General features: G+C 60.2%; 20 protein-coding genes and 1 other RNA gene. 8 read left to right on the plus strand and 13 right to left on the minus strand.

Translation table 11 applies throughout. From position 1 onward, the window contains the following. Positions 1-131: 131 nt before the first annotated feature. From ychF to ACIQ36_RS04155, 5 genes are all read right to left on the minus strand, one after another. The gene (ychF, locus tag ACIQ36_RS04135) at positions 132-1,238 is read right to left on the minus strand and encodes a redox-regulated ATPase YchF (protein ID WP_395826203.1); all 1,107 of its coding nucleotides are present in this window, start codon (positions 1,236-1,238) and stop codon (positions 132-134) included. 108 nt (positions 1,239-1,346) lie between these two features. Then, entirely contained in the window at positions 1,347-1,943 is a 597-nt protein-coding gene (locus ACIQ36_RS04140) for an SRPBCC family protein (protein ID WP_395826205.1), read from the minus strand. Beyond that, positions 1,943-2,587: an aminoacyl-tRNA hydrolase gene (pth, locus tag ACIQ36_RS04145; protein ID WP_395826207.1), complete on the minus strand. Its 645-nt coding sequence runs from the start codon at positions 2,585-2,587 to the stop codon at positions 1,943-1,945. The genes ACIQ36_RS04140 and pth overlap by 1 nt, the downstream gene beginning before the upstream one ends. 22 nt (positions 2,588-2,609) lie before the next feature. Next, positions 2,610-3,188, minus strand: a complete 579-nt coding sequence (locus ACIQ36_RS04150) for a 50S ribosomal protein L25/general stress protein Ctc (protein WP_395826209.1) — start codon at positions 3,186-3,188, stop codon at positions 2,610-2,612. 112 nt (positions 3,189-3,300) lie between these two features. After that, entirely contained in the window at positions 3,301-4,236 is a 936-nt protein-coding gene (locus tag ACIQ36_RS04155) for a ribose-phosphate pyrophosphokinase (protein WP_395826211.1), read from the minus strand. Between the two features lie 245 nt (positions 4,237-4,481). Between ACIQ36_RS04155 and ACIQ36_RS04160 the strand changes: the two genes are divergently transcribed. Together ACIQ36_RS04160 and ACIQ36_RS04165 are read left to right on the plus strand one after the other, a co-directional pair. Then, positions 4,482-6,008 (plus strand): ATP-binding protein, encoded by a 1,527-nt coding sequence (locus tag ACIQ36_RS04160; protein ID WP_395826213.1) that lies wholly within the window; start codon positions 4,482-4,484, stop codon positions 6,006-6,008. Beyond that, the gene (locus ACIQ36_RS04165) at positions 6,005-6,595 is read left to right on the plus strand and encodes a response regulator transcription factor (protein ID WP_395826215.1); all 591 of its coding nucleotides are present in this window, start codon (positions 6,005-6,007) and stop codon (positions 6,593-6,595) included. Before ACIQ36_RS04160 ends, ACIQ36_RS04165 begins: the two co-directional genes overlap by 4 nt. A gap of 11 nt (positions 6,596-6,606) precedes the next feature. Here ACIQ36_RS04165 and ACIQ36_RS04170 read toward each other — a convergent pair whose 3' ends face one another. Then, the gene (locus tag ACIQ36_RS04170) at positions 6,607-8,031 is read right to left on the minus strand and encodes a methyl-accepting chemotaxis protein (RefSeq protein ID WP_395826217.1); all 1,425 of its coding nucleotides are present in this window, start codon (positions 8,029-8,031) and stop codon (positions 6,607-6,609) included. A gap of 132 nt (positions 8,032-8,163) precedes the next feature. Between ACIQ36_RS04170 and ACIQ36_RS04175 the strand changes: the two genes are divergently transcribed. Further along, the gene (locus tag ACIQ36_RS04175) at positions 8,164-8,835 is read left to right on the plus strand and encodes a glutathione S-transferase family protein (RefSeq protein ID WP_395826219.1); all 672 of its coding nucleotides are present in this window, start codon (positions 8,164-8,166) and stop codon (positions 8,833-8,835) included. A gap of 44 nt (positions 8,836-8,879) precedes the next feature. Here the strand turns inward: ACIQ36_RS04175 and ACIQ36_RS04180 are convergent, their stop codons facing one another. The 5 genes from ACIQ36_RS04180 to tkt form a co-directional block, all read right to left on the minus strand. Next, positions 8,880-9,461, minus strand: coding sequence for a hypothetical protein (locus ACIQ36_RS04180; protein ID WP_395826221.1), 582 nt, complete (start codon positions 9,459-9,461; stop codon positions 8,880-8,882). Between the two features lie 104 nt (positions 9,462-9,565). Then, the gene (locus ACIQ36_RS04185) at positions 9,566-11,176 is read right to left on the minus strand and encodes an ELWxxDGT repeat protein (RefSeq protein WP_395826223.1); all 1,611 of its coding nucleotides are present in this window, start codon (positions 11,174-11,176) and stop codon (positions 9,566-9,568) included. Between the two features lie 102 nt (positions 11,177-11,278). Continuing rightward, positions 11,279-11,734: a hypothetical protein gene (locus tag ACIQ36_RS04190; protein ID WP_395826224.1), complete on the minus strand. Its 456-nt coding sequence runs from the start codon at positions 11,732-11,734 to the stop codon at positions 11,279-11,281. A 78-nt stretch (positions 11,735-11,812) separates the two neighbouring features. Then, positions 11,813-12,820 carry a type I glyceraldehyde-3-phosphate dehydrogenase gene (gene gap / locus ACIQ36_RS04195; RefSeq protein ID WP_395826226.1) on the minus strand — a complete coding sequence of 336 codons (1,008 nt, stop codon included), beginning with the start codon at positions 12,818-12,820 and terminating at the stop codon, positions 11,813-11,815. A 60-nt stretch (positions 12,821-12,880) separates the two neighbouring features. After that, positions 12,881-14,875, minus strand: a complete 1,995-nt coding sequence (tkt, locus tag ACIQ36_RS04200; protein ID WP_395826228.1) for a transketolase — start codon at positions 14,873-14,875, stop codon at positions 12,881-12,883. A gap of 218 nt (positions 14,876-15,093) precedes the next feature. Here tkt and ACIQ36_RS04205 point away from each other — a divergent pair, with 218 nt between their 5' ends. The 5 genes from ACIQ36_RS04205 (at position 15,094) to ACIQ36_RS04225 (ending at position 17,510) form a co-directional block, all read left to right on the plus strand. Then, complete coding sequence (locus ACIQ36_RS04205; protein WP_395826230.1) at positions 15,094-15,330, plus strand: hypothetical protein; 237 nt, start codon at positions 15,094-15,096, stop codon at positions 15,328-15,330. 3 nt (positions 15,331-15,333) lie between these two features. Then, positions 15,334-15,675, plus strand: a complete 342-nt coding sequence (locus ACIQ36_RS04210) for a cell division protein ZapA (RefSeq protein WP_395826232.1) — start codon at positions 15,334-15,336, stop codon at positions 15,673-15,675. Between the two features lie 8 nt (positions 15,676-15,683). Further along, a non-coding RNA gene (gene ssrS / locus ACIQ36_RS04215) (6S RNA) lies at positions 15,684-15,838 on the plus strand. A 158-nt stretch (positions 15,839-15,996) separates the two neighbouring features. Then, on the plus strand, positions 15,997-16,671 hold the full coding sequence (locus tag ACIQ36_RS04220; RefSeq protein WP_395826234.1) for a 5-formyltetrahydrofolate cyclo-ligase: 675 nt from the start codon (positions 15,997-15,999) through the stop codon (positions 16,669-16,671). A gap of 41 nt (positions 16,672-16,712) precedes the next feature. Next, positions 16,713-17,510, plus strand: a complete 798-nt coding sequence (locus ACIQ36_RS04225; RefSeq protein ID WP_395826236.1) for a YmdB family metallophosphoesterase — start codon at positions 16,713-16,715, stop codon at positions 17,508-17,510. 3 nt (positions 17,511-17,513) lie between these two features. On the opposite strand, the gene ACIQ36_RS04230 is transcribed toward ACIQ36_RS04225, so the two are convergent. Both ACIQ36_RS04230 and ACIQ36_RS04235 read right to left on the minus strand, forming a co-directional pair. Beyond that, complete coding sequence (locus ACIQ36_RS04230) at positions 17,514-19,220, minus strand: EAL domain-containing protein (RefSeq protein WP_395826238.1); 1,707 nt, start codon at positions 19,218-19,220, stop codon at positions 17,514-17,516. Between the two features lie 277 nt (positions 19,221-19,497). After that, positions 19,498-19,662: an ABC transporter C-terminal domain-containing protein gene (locus ACIQ36_RS04235; RefSeq protein ID WP_395826242.1), complete on the minus strand. Its 165-nt coding sequence runs from the start codon at positions 19,660-19,662 to the stop codon at positions 19,498-19,500. Positions 19,663-19,674: the final 12 nt, after the last annotated feature.

The raw sequence follows: 19,674 nt of genomic DNA on the forward strand, positions 1-19,674 counted from the left end.
AAAACAATCTTGAGGAGAATTTCTTTATGAAAGCATTCTTCTTAAATTGAAATAAAATTTGCGCGCGACACTCAAAGGAAAAGCTGCCCGACCATTGATCGGGCAGCTTTTGGAGCGCTTTGTGCGGAAGATTAGACGTTGAAGCGGAAGTGGAAAATATCACCGTCCTGCACCGGGTATTCCTTGCCTTCCAGGCGCATCTTGCCCGCTTCCTTGGCACCGGCTTCGCCATTGCAGGCGATGAAATCGGCATAGGCGATGGTTTCGGCGCGGATAAAGCCCGTTTCGAAATCGGTATGAATAACCCCGGCGGCTTCCGGCGCTTTTGCGCCATCGCGAACGGTCCAGGCGCGGGCTTCTTTCGGGCCGACGGTGAAGAAGGTCAGCAGACCCAAGAGGCTATAGCCGACGCGGATGACGCGGGCGAGGCCGGTTTCCTCAAGGCCCAAGGCGCTCAGAAACTCTTGCTTTTCTTCCTCGGTAGCGAGTTGCGCCACTTCGGCTTCAATAGCGGCGGAGATAACCACCTGGGCCGCGCCTTCGGCCTTGGCATACTCGGCGACGGCGTTGGAGAGGGCGTTGCCGGTGGCCGCTTCCTCCTCATTCACATTGCAGACGTAAACGACGGGCTTGGAGGTGAGAAGCTGGAGTAGCTTCACGTTGCGCTTCGCCTCGGCATCCCAGTCGCGGATGATGCGGCGGGCGGGGATGCCCTCGCGCAGGCCCGCCAGCAGCGGCACCATCAGCGCCAGCAGCGCAACGGCCTCCTTATCGCCGCCGCGGGTGCGCTTATTCAGCGCCACTTCGCGCTTCTCAAGGCTTTCCATATCCGCGAGCATCAACTCGGTTTCGACCGTTTCGGCGTCGCGGATCGGATCGACCGAACCTTCGACATGGGTAATGTCGCCGTCTTCAAAGCAGCGCAGCACGTGGACGATAGCGTCAGTCTCGCGGATATTGGCGAGGAATTGATTGCCCAAGCCTTCGCCCTTCGACGCCCCGCGCACCAGCCCAGCGATATCGACGAACTCAAGCTGCGTTGGGATGATTTTTGCCGATTTAGCAATCGCGGCGATTTTATCGAGGCGCGGGTCGGGCACAGCGACAATGCCGGTGTTCGGCTCGATCGTGCAGAACGGGTAGTTCGCCGCTTGGGCCGCCACCGTTGCGGTCAGCGCGTTGAACAGGGTCGATTTGCCCACATTGGGCAGACCGACGATACCGCAATTGAAACCCATACTCGTGCGTCCCCAGGCATATACCGCGCGCAGGCGGTCAGAATAATCGTTGGGCGTGGGTTTAGCCGGTTTTGCGGCTTTTGTCTCGGAAGGAGTTGGGGAGCGGGGTTAGGAGCGGGCGGCGGTGAGCAGATGCGTGACAATCAGATCAATCTGGCGCTGCCCCGCCCCTTCCAAAATCGCCCGCGTCGCGCCATAGGCCGGACCATGCAGATAGGCCGTGAGGGAAACCCGGCTGCGCCCGCCGCCAAGCTCCGTCACGCGCCAGCTAAACAGCGTTGCGGCGCCCGGCTGCGCCCGCCCCCAGCGCACCTCGCGCCCGCCGAGAGGGGGGAGGCGCGGGGCATCGTAGGTGAACGGCAGTAAGCCGTAGAGCAGATTGATTCGAAATCGGATCGTTCCGCCTTCAGAACCATCCTTCTTTTCAGATAAACTGATGGCGCTGCGCGACCAGTCCGGCCAGGTCGAAACCGCGTCGATCTTCGCCCAGAGCGCTGCGGCGGGCAGGTCGGTTTCGCGGCTGGCGAGCAGAACCACGGTTTGCCAGTCGGGCGGCGTCGCGGCCAGAGTCTGGAGCGGAGTGACATCGGGATGGGCCAAAACGGCGGGGGCACTGCGCCCCGCCAAAACCAAGCCCATCAAACTCGCCAGCAGCAGCAGAATGAAGCTGCCGAGCACGGCGGGCGGCAGGCGGCGCTGCGCCATTAGGGCGTGCCGCCCTCAGCAGCCCCGGCGCGCGGCGGCACAGGGGCGGGTTTCGGCGGCTTCGGCGGGGTAAGCTTGCGCGAAACGCTTTCGGTAAACTCTCGTTCGGATTTCGTAACGAAAAGCGGAATGGCGTCGATTACCGCATCCAGCAGCGGGGTCAGCCAAGTTTCGTCGGATTTTGCAAAATCGCTCAACACATGGGCGGTGACGCGGGCTTTATCGCCGGGATGGCCGATGCCGAGGCGCACCCGCCAATACTCGGGCGTGCAATGGGCGTCGAGGGATTTCAGGCCATTGTGCCCAGCGTGGCCGCCGCCGCGCTTAACGCGGAATTTGCTGGCAGGCAGTTCCAACTCGTCATGGAACACAATCACCTGCTCGGGCGGCACTTTGAAAAAGCGCATAATCGCGCCGACGCAATCGCCGGAGAGATTCATATAAGTGGTGGGCTTGACCAACAGGCACTTAACGCCGTCGAGGCTGCCTTCGGACAGGTCGCCCTGAAACTTGGTGGGCCGGAACGGCGTAAAATTATAGCGCCGGGCAATCTCATCGACCGCGAGAAAGCCAATATTATGGCGATTGCGGGCATAGTGGCCCCCTGGGTTGCCGAGACCGACAAGAATCCAAGGGGCCGCCATGGGAATCGCTTCGCCTTAGGCTTTAGGCGTCGCCGCCGCTGGCCGGAACGATGGTCGCGATGGTGAAATCGCGCTCGCCGCCCACAATCTTGGCCCCTGCCGGGATTTGCAGCATGGAGACATGAACGGAACCGTTGATGTCTACGTTGAGCAGATCGACCGTCAGATGATCAGGAATGTCGTTCGCGTTCACTTCAAGTTCGACCGTGTGCTGAACGATGTTCAGCAGGCCGCCCTTTTTGATCCCAAGCGACTTTTCCTGATTGATGAAATGCACGGGGACATCGACCGAGATCGTCGAATCCGCGCCGACGCGCAGGAAGTCCACATGTTCCGGACGGTCCGTGACCGGGTGGAACTGGACATCACGGGCCAGAACGCGGTGCTTTTCGTTACCGGTGTCGATATCGAACAGGCGGGCAAAGAAGCCGCCCTTGTGCAGTTCGGTATTCAGTTCACGCGGATCAACCGCGATCATCACAGGGGCCTTTTTATCGCCATACACGACGGCCGGCACTTGACCAGCACGACGCGCGGCACGGGCGGCCCCCTTTCCGGCCCGCTCACGCAACGAAGCGCGAAGCGTAACAACTTGGGACATGTCCCAAACTCCTTCCAATAACCGACGACAGGACCATCCTGCCGCCTTTCAGCCCGGTTAGACCTCCAGGGGTGTCTAACCAGAACAGAAACTTTTGGGCTCGCCGCCGCTCTTAATAGAACAGGCTGGAGACCGACTTTTCTTCCGATACGCGCCGAATGGCTTCGGCCATCAACGGGGCCATCGTGACTTGGCGGATATTATGGGCGGCCTTCACGGCATCGGTCGCGGTAATCGTGTCGGTCGTCACCAACTCTTGCAGTGGCGAATTGGTCACGCGCTGCACGGCTTGGCCCGAGAGAACGCCGTGGGTGACATAGGCCGAAACAGAGGTCGCTCCCGCCTTCATCAAGGCTTCAGCGGCATTGCACAAGGTGCCCGCGCTATCGACGATATCATCGATCAGCAGGCAGCGCTTGCCGCGCACATCGCCGATGATGTTCATGACTTCCGACACGCCCGCGCGCTCGCGGCGCTTATCGATAATCGCAAGGTCGCTATCGATGCGCTGGGCAATGGCGCGCGCCCGCACCACGCCGCCGACATCGGGCGAGACGATGGTGATATCGCCGGTATCTTGGAACCGATCCTGAATATCCTTCACAAACACCGGCGCGGCGTAGAGGTTATCGGTCGGAATATCGAAAAAGCCTTGGATTTGGCCCGCGTGCAGATCGATGGTCAGCACGCGGTCGGCGCCCGCCGTGGTCATCAAATTGGCGACCAGCTTTGCGGAAATCGGCGTGCGCGGGCCGGATTTGCGGTCCTGCCGGGCATAGCCAAAATAGGGCACGACGGCGGTAATGCGGCGGGCGGAACTGCGCTTCAGCGCGTCCATCATCACCAGCAGTTCCATCAGATGATCATTGGCCGGGTAGGAGGTGGATTGGATGACGAAGACGTCTTCCCCCCGGATGTTTTCGTGAATTTCCACGAAAATCTCCATGTCGGAGAAGCGCTTCACCGCGGCCCGGGTCAACGGCAGGTTGAGGTAGGCACAAATCGCCTCGGTCAACGCGCGATTGCTGTTGCCACTCAGAATCTTCATCCCAGGCCCCACCCAAAGAAAACACGCCAGAAGAAAACACCTACCCGCAGGGCGCGGCGATACCCGCCCCTGTCGAAGTGGGCGGACACTATCAGGCTGTCCTGCGTCTGTAAACGGAGCCGCGCGGTTTTCTGCCGTGCATCGGGCGGCGGCCTTAGAATAGTCCCGCATGGCAAACCTCACGGGATGCCCTTCCACCCCAAAACTGGTTAAGGTATTCGCCCTTAGGGGAACTGGAGCCTATCGTGTTCACCTCGTTGCGGTCAAAATTTGCTCTGTTGTTTCTGGCTTTCATTGCCGTGCCCGCGTTGCTCGGGGTGATTGGTATGGGCGCGTTGCGGGCGGTGAATGATCCGGCGCAGGAAGTGCGCGAAGTGTGGCTGCCGAAACTGCGGATGCTGGCGGCGCTCAACGATCATTTGAGTGATTTTCGCTTGGCGGAAGGTGATTTTCTGGCCGCGACCGACGACGAGGAGCGGGCGGTGCAAGCCGTGCTCATGGCGCGCTTGGGCGGGGAGATTGCCGGAAACATCGCCCAATACCGGGTAGCGCAGTTGGAAGAGAGCGATGCGAAAGAGGCGCTGGCCTTCGATCAATTCGTCATCGCCTGGGCGGCGTACCGCGAAATCGCCACGCGGTTGATGTCGCAAGCCCCCTCGCTGGATCGGCAGGTGGCCCGGCAGCTTTATCGTACCGAAAATCAGCAAGCCTATGCGCGCGCCAGTGACCTGCTCGATGCGCTAACCGCCGCCGATATCGAAGCCGCCGAAGCCAGCCGCGACCAAGCCAATTCGGTGTACGACGATACCTCGATGCGCTTTGTCGTCATCATCGTCGGCGTCGTTGGGCTTGCGGTGTTGGCCATGGCGATGGTCAATCGCACCATTTCGTCGCCGCTCATTCAACTGGTCGGCGTGCTCACCCGGATCGCCCGGCGGGAGATCGATCTCGCCGTGCCGCATATCGGCCGGCGGGATGAAATCGGGGCGATTGCCCGCGCCATTAATGTCTTCCGGGAGCAGGCGGCGGCGCTGGATGAAACCTTGCACCGCGAGCGCGATTTGCTGAACCAGCAGCGCAATTTCATTACGATGGCGAGCCACGAAATCCGCACGCCTTTGACGGGTATCGACGGGCACGCCCGCAGGCTGGAGCGCCAAGCCGATCAGATGAGCCCCGCCGATATTGCCGAGCGCGCCGGGCGGATCAGGGCGGCCGTGCGCCGTCTGACGGAAGTGGTGGAGAGCGTGACCCGCGCGGCGCAATGGGAGCAGGAACGCACCGAGGTTCATTTGGAGTCGCACCCGCTGGGCGTGGTCTTACGCGATATTATTGGTCGGGTGCGCGATGAGAATCCGCATCGCGCCATTTTGTTGACCTGCGCGCCGTTTCCCCAGCCCGTTAGGCTCGACCCGGCTTTGTTCGATCAAGCCATCAGCAATCTGCTGGGCAATGCTTTGAAATACTCCGATCGCGCAACCACCGTATCCGTAACGGCCCATAGCGACGGCGAGTGGGCGCGGATTGCGGTGGAAGATCAGGGGATTGGTATTCCCGAGGCCGAGCGCGCGCAAATCCGCACGCGCTTCTTTCGGGCCTCCAACGCGCGCGCCACGGTTGGCAGCGGCGTTGGTCTTTATATCGTCGATCAGATTATGGCCATTCATCATGGCGATATGAGCATCGACAGCCGATTGAACGAGGGGACGCGCGTTACCCTGCGCCTCCCCCTCTCCCCGACGACCGCCCTACTGGAAGGACCCTCCCCATGACCGCCCGACTTTTATGCATTGAAGACGATCCCGACACCCGCGCCCTGTTGGTGGAAGAGTTGGAAGAGGCGGGCTATGACGTGCGCGCGGCAATCGATGGGGCCGAAGGTCTCACCGAAGCGCTCTCGTTCCGGCCCGATCTTATTCTGTGCGACGTGATGCTGCCGCGCCTCTCCGGGTTCGACCTTTTAGAAAAATACGGCGCGCTGGTGCCGAATGTGCCGCCGTTCATCTTTTTGACGGCGCTGACGGATCGCGACAATGCGTTGCGGGGCCGCCGTTTGGGCGCGGATGATTACGTCACCAAGCCGATCGATTTCGATATTCTCATCGAGATCGTTAAACGCCGCCTCAGCCGCGCCGCGCCCGCGCCGGTCGCCGCCGGTAGCCACGAGTTGACCGACCGGGAAATCGAAACCCTTACCTGGGTGGCGCGCGGTAAATCCTCCTCGGAAATTGCCGAAATGCTGGGGATTTCCGAGCGCACGGTGAATTTCCACGTGGAAAACGTTATGCGGAAGCTCGATGTGGTCAGCCGCGTGCAAGCCGCCGTGGTGGCGGTGCAGTCCGGCTGGATCCGGCCTTAGCGAGGGTCTTGTTAGGGCGTGTAGCAGATGCGCAGCACGCCCCAGCGCCGACCTTGGATAAAAACCGGCACCGAAACATCTTTGAGAAGCTCGACCTTGCTGCCCAAGCGGCGGCGATAGGTTTGCACCAAGAAGGGCTTGGTCGACGCAAGCCCCGCTTGGGCGGTGCGGTCGGTCATCATAATGCGGTGGCGGGAGTTTTGGCCGTTCCACTCGGCGTCATCGGCGCGATGGGGCTGGGAGAAGCGGCGATTATGCACGGGCAGATAGCCCTTGCGGTCGGTCGCAACGCACAGGATGGTTTTGGGTGTAAGCTGCGCGCCCGCCTCCAGAATATCCGCTAGGCTCGCCTCGTAGAAGCTCATGGCGCGGGTCGTATATTTCGCCGGGTTGGTGCCGGGCATCGGCTGATAGGCTTCGTCCATCAGCGCATCAAGGCTGACTTTGCCCGCCGTAATGCCCGCTGCAAATCGCTCAGCAATCTCGGTGGCGATCTTCTGCGCGGCCCGAATATAGGGCGTGTCGACGGTGTCCACGCCCGCTTCGGCGGTAAGCTCGATCAAATCTTCCGAGAGCTTCAAGACGCTTTGAGTGCCGTGAGTGACTTCGACGATGCTGCTGCGCATGGCATCGCCCGCGCGGGACAGGTCGGTAATGCCCGTTACCAGCGTGTCGCAGGCGGTTTGATTCTGGCGCGAATGGGCGGCGATTTTACCCACGGTCGCTTCGGTCTGCTCGATATTGGTGCAGGCTTCGTCGATATCGCGTACCGCCCCGCCGATTTGGCCACTGCCCGCACGGGCGGCGGCGGCGCGCCCGGAGGCCTCGCCGCTCTCCGAAATCAAATCGCGAATTTGTCCGGTGAGATCGGCGAGCGTCTGCTGGATCTCGATCACCGCTTCGGCGGTTTGACGGGAGAGGGTTTTGACTTCCCCGGCGACCACGGCAAAACCGCGCCCAGCTTCGCCCGCGCGCGCCGCTTCAATCGTGGCATTTAGGGCCAGCAGGTTGGTTTGCCGGGCAATCCGCTCGATATCGGCCGATACCCGCGCGACCTGGCCCAGCGAGAGTTCGAGACCGGGCAGGCGTTGTTCGATCCGGCTAATACCATCGGTGAGGTTCAGAACATCTTCCAGCGCGGCCTTAATGGCATTTTGCGCCTGGGTCATCCGGTGGTGCGTGGTTTGAATGATTGTTTCCGCCGTTCCCGCGTCGGTCAGGATTTGGCGATTACTATCGGCCATGCCATGGACCTGATCGCGCATGCGCGCCAGCGCATCGGCCTGGGTATGAACCTGCTCGGCAATATCGTCGCTGCGCCCCGCCATATCGGCGGCCTGCGTCCCCAAGCTTCCCGCGCGCTCGGCGAGCGCCTTCACATAGGCCGGGGCGGTTTCGGGGGTGGGGGGCGGCGTTAGTGTGAAACTGTGCGTCATCGTGTCTCACCGAATTTGCGAAGGCGCGCTTTGTATCATATGAAAGTTAATATTTTAATTAGTTTTTCCGAAACTGCGTGTGATGCGTTTCACCTTTGGCAAGCGCCGCATCTAACTGTATAAGCAAAAGCCATGATGTTGCTGTTTCACCAATGGGTATCGCCGGGTTCACGCAAAATTCGGCTGATGCTGAAAGAAAAAAACCTGGATTTCGACCTGCAGATCGAAAAAACCTGGGAGCGACGGCCCGAATTTTTGGCGTTGAACCCGGCGGGAGATGTTCCCGTTCTGCTGCTGGAGCCGGGGGCCTATCCGCTGTGTGACGCTACGGCGATTGCCGAATATCTCGAGGAGAGTTTTGCTGACCGGCCATTGCTGGGGCAGACAGCGTTAGAGCGCGCCGAAATTCGGCGGTTGATCGGTTGGTTCGATGTGAAATTCAACCGGGAGGTCACGCAAAACCTTGTGGACGAAAAAATTTCGAAGCGGCTTACGGGGCTCGGGCACCCCAATAGTCAGGCCATTAAGGCGGGCTATGCCAATATCCACTATCACCTAGATTACATCGCTTATCTTGCTGATCGGCGTAGTTATTTGGCTGGTGCCGAGTTTAGTTTAGCCGATATTACGGCCGCAGCGCATCTCTCTTGTGTCGATTATATTGGTGATGTCCCCTGGGACGAGCACCCAGGGGCGAAAGAATGGTACGCGCGGGTTAAATCACGCCCCAGTTTCCGGCCTTTGCTGGCGGATCATATTCCGGGCATGCCGCCGCCCCGGCATTATGCCGATCTCGACTTTTAAGGGGGAGGGCCCGGTCTTAAACCGCCGGGCTCGTTAGTGTCGGCTTAGGCCGAGGCGCTCGGCGCCAGGGAATAGGGTGTGATTACCGGGCGATACGCCGGGGTAATTGGCGGTAGGATGTCCCGGGAGCTCGTCACATCGAGGCCGAGGGTCGTCAGGCCCACGGTACTCGGCTTCCCAATCGATGTGGAAATCTCACCGCGCAGAAGCTTTGTTCGCTGTTGGCGACGGGCCTCGTCAAGTTTTGCCTCTTTTCGGGCCTGTAGATCCTCGGCCTCGGCTTTCGCTGTAAGGCCGACCTGTTGAAGGGCACCGGCCAAAAGGCTCCCTGCCTGTGCTTCGTAGCTGACCGAGGCCGTGCCGGTTTGGATAAGTTCGGCCGCTTGCCGAGCCGTTTGCAACTCTTCCTCAGAGTTTACGGCGGTCAAACGCTCTTTAGCATCCTCGGCAATAGCGGTCGTCCCGCGATAGAATTTTCCGATAATATCGGCGCTCTCAGCCGACAGCAGTGCGGCTTGACGCGCTGCGCCTACGTCGAGGGCGGCTTGCTTTAGCGTTTGTGCGCTTTGGGCAAGCTTCTCCGTGGTGATCCCAGGTACGAGAACGGCAAAGCCTTGGGAGACCAATCCCGGTACTTCGTAGAGACCATCCGGTCCATACAGGAAGGTCCGATCAATCCCGGATTTTGTAGCGGTTGCGACAACCTGGTCGCCAAAGACGATTTGATTGGTCAGCGGCAGATGACGATTTGATTGGTCAGCGGCAGATCTTGCGTTCCGGCAATCGCGGTTGCCGTTGCCGTCGCGGTATCGACCCGGTAAAGGCGGCTACCAGCGGACCCGGCTTCGGCTGCGATGAAGTACACATAATCCCCGGCCGCCGTGAACTTGGAGGAGAAGGTGAGCGCGTCCCCGTCATCGCTGAAAATGCGCTGAACATTCCCTGCAAGATCGGTTAGGTAGGGTGTATAGAAGCCGTCGGCCGTGGTGGCTGCAAAAGCAACTTTATTGCCAAGGGCTGCAACGCGACTGAGACCGCCGAAGGGGGTATCGGTCGGTCCAGGGTTAAGATCGGTCAGGCGGGTCACGCCGGTACCGTTGCTGTAGTAAAGCTCAACGCCCGCGCTTGGATCTTGCGCCGTAAACACGACTCCACCATCAACGGCCTGCATAAACATCACGGGCGTGATCGGGAGTCCATCAAAATTTCCAGGGTTAATGTCGGCCACGCGGCGGGCACCGTTTGTGTCGGCAACATAGAGCTCCCGACCGCCAGTATCGCCAATAGCCGAAAAGAAGACTTTGTCCCCCGAGGCCTTTAAATACTCCGGAAAAGAAGAGCCTGGGCCAGTTCGAATATCGGTAACTAAATCTGACCCTGATAAGGTGCCATCGGTGCGGCGTAATTCAACTCCATTGCTCGGTGTCTGTGAGACATAATATAGAGAGTCTCCGGCAACCGTGAAAGATTTTGGTGCGGCTCCGGTGGCGATTTGGCCGATACGGACCGTATCCGAAGCGCGTCCATTGCTTTTATACAAGTAATGGTTTGAGCCTTCGCACAAGGTGAAATAGAGCGACCCTTTGAACTGGGTCAAATTGCTGATCGTGCTGCTACCGGCCCCCGGCGTTAAATCTGACAGAAGGAACGTACCCTCTTTGGTGCCATCAGAGCGCCAGAGTTCGGTGCCATTTGCCGCCGTCGTTGCCGTATAGTAAAGCAGGCCATTTGCGGCCGCCCATTTCGGTTGGACACCGCCACTGAACTGACCCGCCGGGCCGACCTCGATATCACCAACGGCGATTTCGCTTCCAGGCGTGCCAAGAGTGCTCCACAACTCGAAGCCGCCAACACCGTCATTCGCTGCAAAAAACACCCGGTCATACGGGCTTACTTCATCATCCTGCCCGATGCCTGTGGGGGCAGACAGGCCATATTCCTGATCACGAAACGCGACTTGCGCCCCCTGGTACAGGTTATTGCCATACAGTGGATCAATGGAGTCATAGAGCTTCTGAGCGTCGGAGACGGCGCTAAGGCGTTCGCGCACGCTGGAATCGTCGCGGATGCTGCTTTGAATAATGTTTGCGCCCGTAAGGTAGCGCGCCTGAGCTTCACCATAGGCATTGGCTTGAACAGTAAATTTTGCTTGCTGCTGGGAGGCGCTATCGACCTTCGCCTGCTGCGCTGCAATCGCGCGCGTAAGATCGGCTTTTGTTTGAGTGATGTTGCGGTTAACGGTGCTGCTGGTTTCGATCTGCCCAGTGCCGAGTCGCGTTAGCGCGCGGTCGAGCGTTTGCTGCGCGCGCTGTAAGGCCGTAACGGTCAGGTTCGAAACCATAGTCCCCTCCATTTGAAGGAACAAACCTACATCAAATTTTACAATAATTCGTTATCAAAAATTTTATTATATTTTAGTGTGATTTTAGCGTGCAGCTCTCGCCTAAAGTGAATTTTTGTTGCCCTCACCCCTTAACCAGTCTGACAGGGCTGCGGACGCGCGGTTAGGGTCAGCGGGCAAGGTAAGGAAGTCCAGCGCAGCGGGGCGTTCGGCCAAAAGCCCCTTGCCGAGATCGTCGGCTTGATCGGCGAGCGACAGGCTGCTGCGCGCCCCCCCCGTAAAGACAATCGCGTCAACATCGGCGCGGAGGGCCGCCATGGCCCGCCCGCCTGCTGCACCGCAATCAAGAATTATGTAGAGGGTGAGGGTGGGAAACTCGTCGCGGATCGTGCGGCCGAGGGTAGCCATCCAGGCGACGCCCACCTGATCGGCAGCGCTATCAGCAGAGAGGAGCGTTAAGCCCACACCGAGGGCTTCGGCCTGCGTTGCGGCCTGTCGGGCTTGCTCGAGATCGTAAACCGTCACCACGGGTGGCCAGGTGAAATCCGGTGCCGTCATTTTATCTCTCCCTCAAAGAAAACCGCCCCTTCCGTTGGAACGAAAGGGGCGGGCTTCAACTCACAGTATACGCCGAGCCTAGATCAGCTTGCCCATCGCCGTCGCGGTATCGAGCATGCGGTTCGAAAAACCCCATTCGTTATCGTACCAGGACAGCACGCGCACGAAGGTGCCGTCGATCACTTGCGTCTGCGTGAGGTCAAAGGTCGAGCTTGCCGGATTATGGTTGAAGTCCGACGACACCAACTCTTCCGTCGTGGTGCCGAGCACGCCCTTGAGCTTACCGGTGGAGGCTGCGAGCATCGCGGCGTTGATTTCATCGACCGTCGTCGGCTTCTTGGTGACGATGGTGAGGTCGATCAACGACACATTCGGCGTCGGCACGCGGATGGAGGTACCGTCCAGCTTGCCTTTCAGTTCCGGCAACACGAGGCCGATGGCGCGGGCGGCCCCGGTCGAGGTCGGGATCATCGACAGGGCGGCGGCGCGGGCGCGGCGCAGGTCCTTGTGCAGGGTATCGACCGTGTTTTGATCGCCGGTATAGGCGTGGATGGTGGTCATGAAGCCACGCTCCAGGCCCACGGTTTCATTCAGCACATAGGCCACGGGTGCCAGGCAGTTGGTGGTGCAGGAGGCGTTCGAGACAACGAGGTGATCTTTGGTCAGCTTGTCGTCGTTCACGCCAAACACGACGGTCAGATCGACCCCATCGGCAGGCGCAGACACCAGCACGCGCTTGGCCCCGGCTTCGAGATGCTTCGCGGCGGCTTCGCGCTTGGTGAAGATACCCGTGCATTCGAAGGCGATATCGACGTTCAAGTCTTTCCACGGCAGCTTTGCCGGGTCGCGTTCGGCGGTGACTTTGATCTTGCCCTTGCCGTAGTCCATCCAATCGTCGCCGGTCGTCACATCGAACGGGAAGCGGCCATGGACGGAATCATACTTCAGCATGTGGGCGTTCGCCTTCACATCGCCGAGGTCGTTGATGCCGACGACAATCAGATCATCCCGGCCCGATTCGGCCAAAGCCCGCAGCACCAAACGACCGATACGACCGAAGCCATTAATCGCAACGCGAATAGCCATGAGATTTTCCTCCATTCAAACCGCCGAAAGGGGCGGCTTTTCGTGTTTTCTGTAGCGAAATTACACGCGCGCCTTCACGGCTGCAACCACGGCGTCGGCGGTAATGCCGAATTCGGCATAAAGCCGTTCCGCCGGGGCCGAGGCACCGAAGCCTTGCATGCCGATGAACAAGCCGCTATCGCCCGTAAACCGCTCCCAACCGAAACCGCTGGCGGCTTCAATGGCGATACGGGGCGCGGTGCCGAGCACTTCGGCGCGATAGGCGGCGTCCTGCTGGGCGAAGAGTTCCCAAGACGGCATCGAGACGACGGCAACCGGGATTCCGGCGGCGGCGAGACTTTCCTGGGCTTTGACCGTCAGCGAGACTTCCGTGCCGGTGGCGAGGATCGTCGCTTTACGCTCCCCCTGGGCCGGGCTCAGCACGTAAGCGCCGCGCGCGGTGAGGTTTTGCGCGTCGGCATCCTTGCGCAGGGCCGGGACGGCTTGGCGCGAGAGAGCGAGCACGGAGGGGCCGGGCAGGCTGACGGCGAGCGCCCAGGCTTCCAGCGTTTCCACCGCATCGGCGGGGCGGAAGACCTTCAGGTTCGGAATGCAACGCAGGGCTGCCATATGTTCGACCGGCTGATGGGTCGGCCCGTCTTCGCCAAGCCCGATGGAATCATGGGTCATCACGTAGATGACCTTCTGGTTCATCAGCGCCGATAGGCGGATGGCGGGGCGGCAATAGTCGGTGAACACCAGGAAGGTGCCGCCGAAGGGAATGATGCCGCCGTGCAGGGCGAGGCCGTTCATGGCGGCGGCCATGCCGTGTTCGCGGATCCCGTAATAAACGTAAGAGCCGCCGTAGTTTTCGGCGGAAAGGGCGGTATCGGCCTTAATCTTGGTCAGGTTCGAGCCGGTGAGATCGGCAGAGCCGCCGAGGAAGGTCGGCACGACCGGGGCCAGCACTTCCAGCGCCTTTTGCGAGGCTTGGCGGGTGGCAAGGCTCGGGGCGTCGGCGACCAGTTGGGCCTTGGCGGCGGCAAAGGTCGCCGCGAAATTGCTGGGAAGCTCGCCGCTGATGGCCTGTTCGAAGGCGGCGCGCAGGTGGCCATCGGCCTTATTCAGCCGGTCGGTCCAGGCAGTGAAAGCGGCCTGGCCCCGGCTTCCGGCGGCGCGCCAGTCGGCCAGAATATCCGCCGGAATCTCGAAGGGCGCATGCGGCCAATCGAGCGCGGCGCGGGCGCCTGCGATTTCTTCCGCGCCCAGGGGCGAGCCGTGCGAGCCGGACGTACCCGCCTTCTTCGGCGCGCCATAGCCGATGGTGGTGCGGCAGGCGATAATAACCGGCTTGTCGCTTTTCTTGGCGGCGGTCAGCGCGGCATCGACGGCAGCGGCATCATGCCCGTCACAGCTTAGCACCTGCCAGCCCGCAGCCTGGAAGCGCAGGGCTTGGTCTTCCGACGTTGAAAGCGAGGTGGGGCCGTCGATGGAAATGCGGTTATCGTCCCACAGCACGATTAGGCGGTTGAGCTTCAAATGCCCCGCCAGCGAAATCGCTTCCTGGCTAATGCCTTCCATCAGGCAGCCGTCGCCCGCAATCACGTAGGTATAGTGATTGACCAGATCGGTGCCATATTTTGCGTTCAGCACCCGCTCGGCCAGCGCGAAGCCGACCGAATTGGCGATGCCCTGACCCAAGGGGCCGGTGGTGGTTTCAATCCCCGCCGCGTGACCATATTCCGGGTGCCCTGCCGTGCGTGCGCCCCACTGGCGGAAATTCTTGATTTCTTCCAGCGTCATATCGGCATAGCCGGTGAGGTGCAGCAGGCTATACATCAGCATCGAGCCATGCCCGGCGGACAGGATAAAGCGGTCGCGGTCCGGCCAATCGGGCGTTGCGGCATCGAAGCTGAGGTGCCGGGTAAACAGAACGGTGGCGACATCGGCCATACCCATCGGCATGCCCGGATGGCCCGACTTGGCCTTTTCCACCGCATCCATCGACAGCGCGCGAATGGCATTCGCCATCTGCTTCTGGCGCGAAACGTCTAAGGGCGGTAAGCTATTGGTCATGATCGTTTTTCCGTTCGAAGGGGCGCGGGTACAAGGGCCGTGGGGCAGGCTTGGGTCAAAACCTAAATCGGCGGGACCATAGCAACCCACGAAAGCGCGTCAATATCCTTCTGACGCAAGATTTGTAACGGGGATAATCCTTGGAATGCGCTTGTTACCCGAGGTTATGCCTTAATATGATTGTCCCGCGTGTGCGAGTAGGTTAGGGAAGAGGGGCTATGGTGATGACAGATAGTCGATACGCGCAGGCTGTAAACAGGGTGGAAGCCGCTTTGGCCCGCCTTGAAGGGGCCATTCAGGCGCGTCCCCCCGTGGACCCGGCAGAAGTGTCGCGGGTTGCCTCGGCCCTGCGCGCGGCGGAAGAACAGAATGCGGCGCTGGTGTTGGCGAACCGCCAAGCGGCCGAACGGCTGGAGCAGACCATCGGTCGGCTTCGCGGCCTGCTGGCGACTTAAACCATGAGCGACGCGCGCACCGACGGGGGAAACACAGGGATGCCCGATCTCGATATCGTCGTGAATGGCCGAACCTACCGCGTTGCCTGCGGGCCGGGGGAAGAAGAGCGGCTGCGGGCGTTGGCGGGCGAGGTCGATAATCGCATCGCCGGGCTCGTGCGCAGCTTCGGCCAAGTGGGGGAGGCTCAACTCCTTTTGGTAGCAGCGCTGCTTCTGGCTGACGAACTCGACGAAAACCGGGCCTCGCAACAGCGATTACAAGGGCTGGACGAGCGGGCCGCCGATGCACTGCACGCATTGGCCGATCGGATTGAGCAGCTTGCGGGTTCCTTGGAACACGCCTAAGGTGATTTCGGTAGCTGCCTGGTGCGTCAGGCCAATATTTCCCTGGGGCCAATGACGATCCTTCGGGAACTGTCCCTGTCTAGATCCTGGTCTAGGTACACGGTGCCCACCTGCTTGCGCAGGCCACAGAGGATTCTGCGCCAACGGCCAAGGCGGCTACCACGTTTTTCCAACGCTTCGCCCCTTTCCGTTTAGGGAAGTTTACCGGCGCTTTTCGCGCATGCGGTATCTGCCCAGCGTTTGCTTAAAATTCTTTTCTTTCCGGCAGAGCTATTTTAATATCCCGTTAAGATTGCTCCCATTGCTTGCCGGAGTCGTGCTGTGGCCTTCTCGCCTTTGCCAGCCCATGCCCGTGGTCTTGATCCGGCAACGCTGTCGCCGGGATCGTCGGCTTGGCATGCGGCCCCGCTGGAAACGCGCAAAGCTTGGCATCGGCGGCAAGCGCGCGTGCGGCGCAAACTGGCGGCGCGGGCAGAGCCCGGCTCGGCCTTGGCGCTTGCCTCCCATCTCGAAAGCTTTTTGAGCAGCTATCCGCCAGGGTGCATCTCGGGCTATTGGCCGCAGGGGATGGAGTTAGACCCGCGTCCGGCGCTCGAACGGCTGTTGTTGCGCGGTTGGACGCTGGCCTTGCCGGTCGTTGAGGATATGAACAAGCCGCTGCTGTTCCGCCGCTGGCATCCGAGCGACACCCTCGTTCATGCCGTCTTCAGTACGGAGCCCGGCCCGGAAGCGCCCCTGTGTGATCCTGATGTTATTTTGGTGCCTCTGCTCGCCTTCGACCGCGCGGGTCAGCGTTTAGGCCAAGGGGGCGGTTTTTATGATCGGACCTTGGCGGCGCGCCCTGGTGCTTTGGCGGTCGGCATTGCTTTTTCAGGGCAGGCCTGCCCGCCCGACCCCGACGACCCCCTTTCCCTTTTGCCGATTGGCCCCTATGACAAACCTTTATCGGTTATCGTAACCGAACGAGGGTGCCGACATTTTCCGCAAGAGTCTTAGAAACTCAGTTGCGGAGGGCGTCGGCGGAGGAGTAGAGGCCGATGCGGGTGCTGTTTTTTGGCGATATTGTGGGCCGGTCGGGCCGGGATGCGCTGGTAAAGCATCTTCCGGGACTGAAGACTGAGCTTTCTCCCGATTTTATCGTGGTGAATGCCGAAAATGCGGCGGGCGGCTTTGGGCTGACGCTTGAGATCGCCAACGAGTTGTTCGCGGCGGGGATCGATTGCCTCACCTTAGGCAATCACTCGTGGGACCAGCGCACGCTGCTCACGCAGATCGATGCCGAAGGCCGGATTGTCCGCCCGATCAATTATCCACCGGGAACGCCGGGGCGCGGTGCGGGGCTCTATACCAAAGGCGGCAAAAAGCTGCTGGTGGTGAATGTCATGGGCCGCCTGTTCATGGACCCGCTGGACGATCCTTTCCGCACCCTTGATGCGGAACTGTCGAAATACCGGCTCGGCGGCTCGGTCGATGGCATTTTGATTGACGTGCACGCCGAAGCGAGTTCCGAGAAAATGGCGCTGGGGCACTACCTCGATGGGCGCGTGTCTTTCGTCGTCGGCACTCACACCCATGTTCCCAGCGCCGACGGGCGGCTGCTGCCCAAGGGCACGGCCTATCAGACCGACGCGGGCATGTGCGGCGACTATAACAGCGTCATCGGCATGAAAGCCGATCCGGCGGTGGCCCGCTTCGTCCGCAAACTCCCCGGCGACCGCCTGACCCCGGCGGAGGGCGAGGGCACGATCTGCGGCGCGCTGGTCACGCTGGGGGCGAACGGTTTGGCCGAGGCGATCCGCCCGGTACGGCGCGGGCCGGGGCTGTTGGAGGCTTAGAGCCTACTCCCACACGCTCCGGCGCGGGCGTGGGCGGGAGAGGGCGGGGGCCCATTGGTCGGGGATGGGGGAATAGGCCGGGCGTTTGAAAATCCGGCCGTTCGGCTTGTAGAACAGGTAGCCCTGACCGTGGGTCACGCCGAGCGAGGTGAGAATCGCGGCCTGGGCCTCGGTCTCGATCATTTCCGCCGTGGTTTCGATGCCGAGTTCTTTGCACAGCGAGAGAATGGCGCGGACGAACATGCGGTCGCGGTCGTTGCTCTGGATGTTTTTCACATACACGCCGTCGAGCTTCACCACGTCGACCTTAAAGGCGCGCAGGTAATGCAGGGCTGCCGCCCCGGCACCAAAATCATCGATGCAAACGCGATATTCCAACGCGCGCAGCTTATCGATAATCCGGCCAACCCGCTCCAAATCGCCAATCGTCGCCGATTCGGTCACTTCGATGAGCAGGCGGCGGCGCAGCTTAGGGTAACGGCGTAGCAATTCTTCGAAATCATTGACGAAGAGTTCCGATTCGAGCGACCCGCCCGAAATATTCACCGCAATATCGTAAGCCTCCGGCTCCGCATCCAACTGCTTCAACACTTGGCGGCAGATGGACATATCGAGTTCCGTCACCATCCCAACTTGTTCGGCGAAGGTGACGGTTTCGAAGGGGGAGGAGCCATCGGGCAGGCGCGACAATGCCTCCTGATGATGAATGCGCCGCGTCTTCAAATCGACAATCGGATGAAACACCAGATTGAAACCATGGGAGGCGAGAATATCGCGAATAGAGGTCACGCGCGCGACCGTATCCTTCATCAACGCGCCCAGGCTTTCATTCAAATTGGTAACGGTAAAGTCACCTTTTTGCGTCTCCGTAAACTTCGTGACCGCATAAATCAGCGCGCGGCTGGCGTCGATCACATTAATATCAGTAATATCGATTTTAAGTTCGCTGGCCGTGACTTCGACGCCCTGGCCCTCCGGGTCGAGTTGCCGTGCCAGCGCTTCGACCTGCGCCTTAATATCGCGCGCATCAACCGACGCTTCGTGCAAAACGCCGTATTTATCGTCACTCAGCCGCACCGCACTATCACCGCCCTGGCTTTGGCTGGAGAGCAAGGCCCCCAACGCACGCTGAAAGGCGGCCTGTTCAGTCGCATCCAGCCGCGCGCCCAAATCCGTCACCCCCTGCAAGTCTACCATGGTCAGGCGGAGGGGTTCTTGATCCGGATGGTCTTTCGCGTATTTCAGGCGGCGGGTGGCGATTTCGGTAAAAGCATCCTGGGTGAGCAGACCGGTCGATCGGTCGCGCTGGTTTGGCCCTTCCTCCAGGCGCTCCAGAGCGCGCGGCAAACCGTCCTCATCCACATCCATGCGGTTCGCAAACGACAGGTAAAACCGATCTTGGCGCTCGGGCAGCGGGAAGCCCGCGACCGACCCCGCCGATAGCCGCCCGCCTTGCACATTCATGAACAGCGATTGCGGGCGCAAGCGCAGGCCATTGGCAAGAGCCACCTGAACTTCTTTAATCAGTCCCCGGCTGGCCTCCGCGAGAAGATTTGCGAGCGGGCAGCCAACGAGCTCATCGGTGGACAGGCCGGTTAACGAATAGCTTGCGCCAAAACAATAGGTGATCTTCATCCCCGCATCGACTTCTAACAAAAGTTCGGCGCGGGAGAAGGAAAAGGCTAAAAGCCGCGCACGATCTTCGCGCAATCGGCTCAGTTTAGCGTCTGAAATGGTGGCGGGACGCGAAGACGCCCCCTCAATCGGAGCGGATGCCGTTACACTGGTGCTAGAACGAGCAGGGGTAACGGCAGATTTCACGTGGCCGCGTCCAGAAGGCAGGAAAAATTACCAAACTAGGGTAGCGTGTCCGAAAGGCTACCGCAAGAGTTCAAAATAATTTAAGCATAAATCCTGAATTAAGGTTTTGTTAAGAATAAAACCACTTTCGAAATTAAGAAAATGATAAAGAATTAGAAAAATTACGTTAAGAGCGGGCTTGGGCGAGGGTTTCTGCCATCATTTCTAACTCTAACCAGCGATCTTCGAGGGTTGCAAGCTCAGAGCGTAACGTTTCTAACTTTACCGTTGCTTCGGCGAATCCTTTTGGATCTTTTGAGTAAAAAGACGCATCGGCAAGCTTTTGCTCCAGTTTCTCGAGCGC

Origin of the sequence: Elstera sp., assembly GCF_044372965.1 — a bacterium.
Lineage (GTDB): Bacteria > Pseudomonadota > Alphaproteobacteria > Elsterales > Elsteraceae > Elstera.

Coding starts and splice junctions, on each gene's coding strand:
- ychF (WP_395826203.1), bottom strand. CDS start 1,238: ATGGGTTTCAATTGCGGTATCGTCGGTCTGCCCAATGTGGGCAAATCG.
- ACIQ36_RS04140 (WP_395826205.1), bottom strand. CDS start 1,943: ATGGCGCAGCGCCGCCTGCCGCCCGCCGTGCTCGGCAGCTTCATTCTG.
- pth (WP_395826207.1), bottom strand. CDS start 2,587: ATGGCGGCCCCTTGGATTCTTGTCGGTCTCGGCAACCCAGGGGGCCAC.
- ACIQ36_RS04150 (WP_395826209.1), bottom strand. CDS start 3,188: ATGTCCCAAGTTGTTACGCTTCGCGCTTCGTTGCGTGAGCGGGCCGGA.
- ACIQ36_RS04155 (WP_395826211.1), bottom strand. CDS start 4,236: ATGAAGATTCTGAGTGGCAACAGCAATCGCGCGTTGACCGAGGCGATT.
- ACIQ36_RS04165 (WP_395826215.1), top strand. CDS start 6,005: ATGACCGCCCGACTTTTATGCATTGAAGACGATCCCGACACCCGCGCC.
- ACIQ36_RS04170 (WP_395826217.1), bottom strand. CDS start 8,031: ATGACGCACAGTTTCACACTAACGCCGCCCCCCACCCCCGAAACCGCC.
- ACIQ36_RS04175 (WP_395826219.1), top strand. CDS start 8,164: ATGATGTTGCTGTTTCACCAATGGGTATCGCCGGGTTCACGCAAAATT.
- ACIQ36_RS04185 (WP_395826223.1), bottom strand. CDS start 11,176: ATGGTTTCGAACCTGACCGTTACGGCCTTACAGCGCGCGCAGCAAACG.
- ACIQ36_RS04190 (WP_395826224.1), bottom strand. CDS start 11,734: ATGACGGCACCGGATTTCACCTGGCCACCCGTGGTGACGGTTTACGAT.
- gap (WP_395826226.1), bottom strand. CDS start 12,820: ATGGCTATTCGCGTTGCGATTAATGGCTTCGGTCGTATCGGTCGTTTG.
- tkt (WP_395826228.1), bottom strand. CDS start 14,875: ATGACCAATAGCTTACCGCCCTTAGACGTTTCGCGCCAGAAGCAGATG.
- ACIQ36_RS04205 (WP_395826230.1), top strand. CDS start 15,094: ATGGTGATGACAGATAGTCGATACGCGCAGGCTGTAAACAGGGTGGAA.
- ACIQ36_RS04210 (WP_395826232.1), top strand. CDS start 15,334: ATGAGCGACGCGCGCACCGACGGGGGAAACACAGGGATGCCCGATCTC.
- ACIQ36_RS04225 (WP_395826236.1), top strand. CDS start 16,713: ATGCGGGTGCTGTTTTTTGGCGATATTGTGGGCCGGTCGGGCCGGGAT.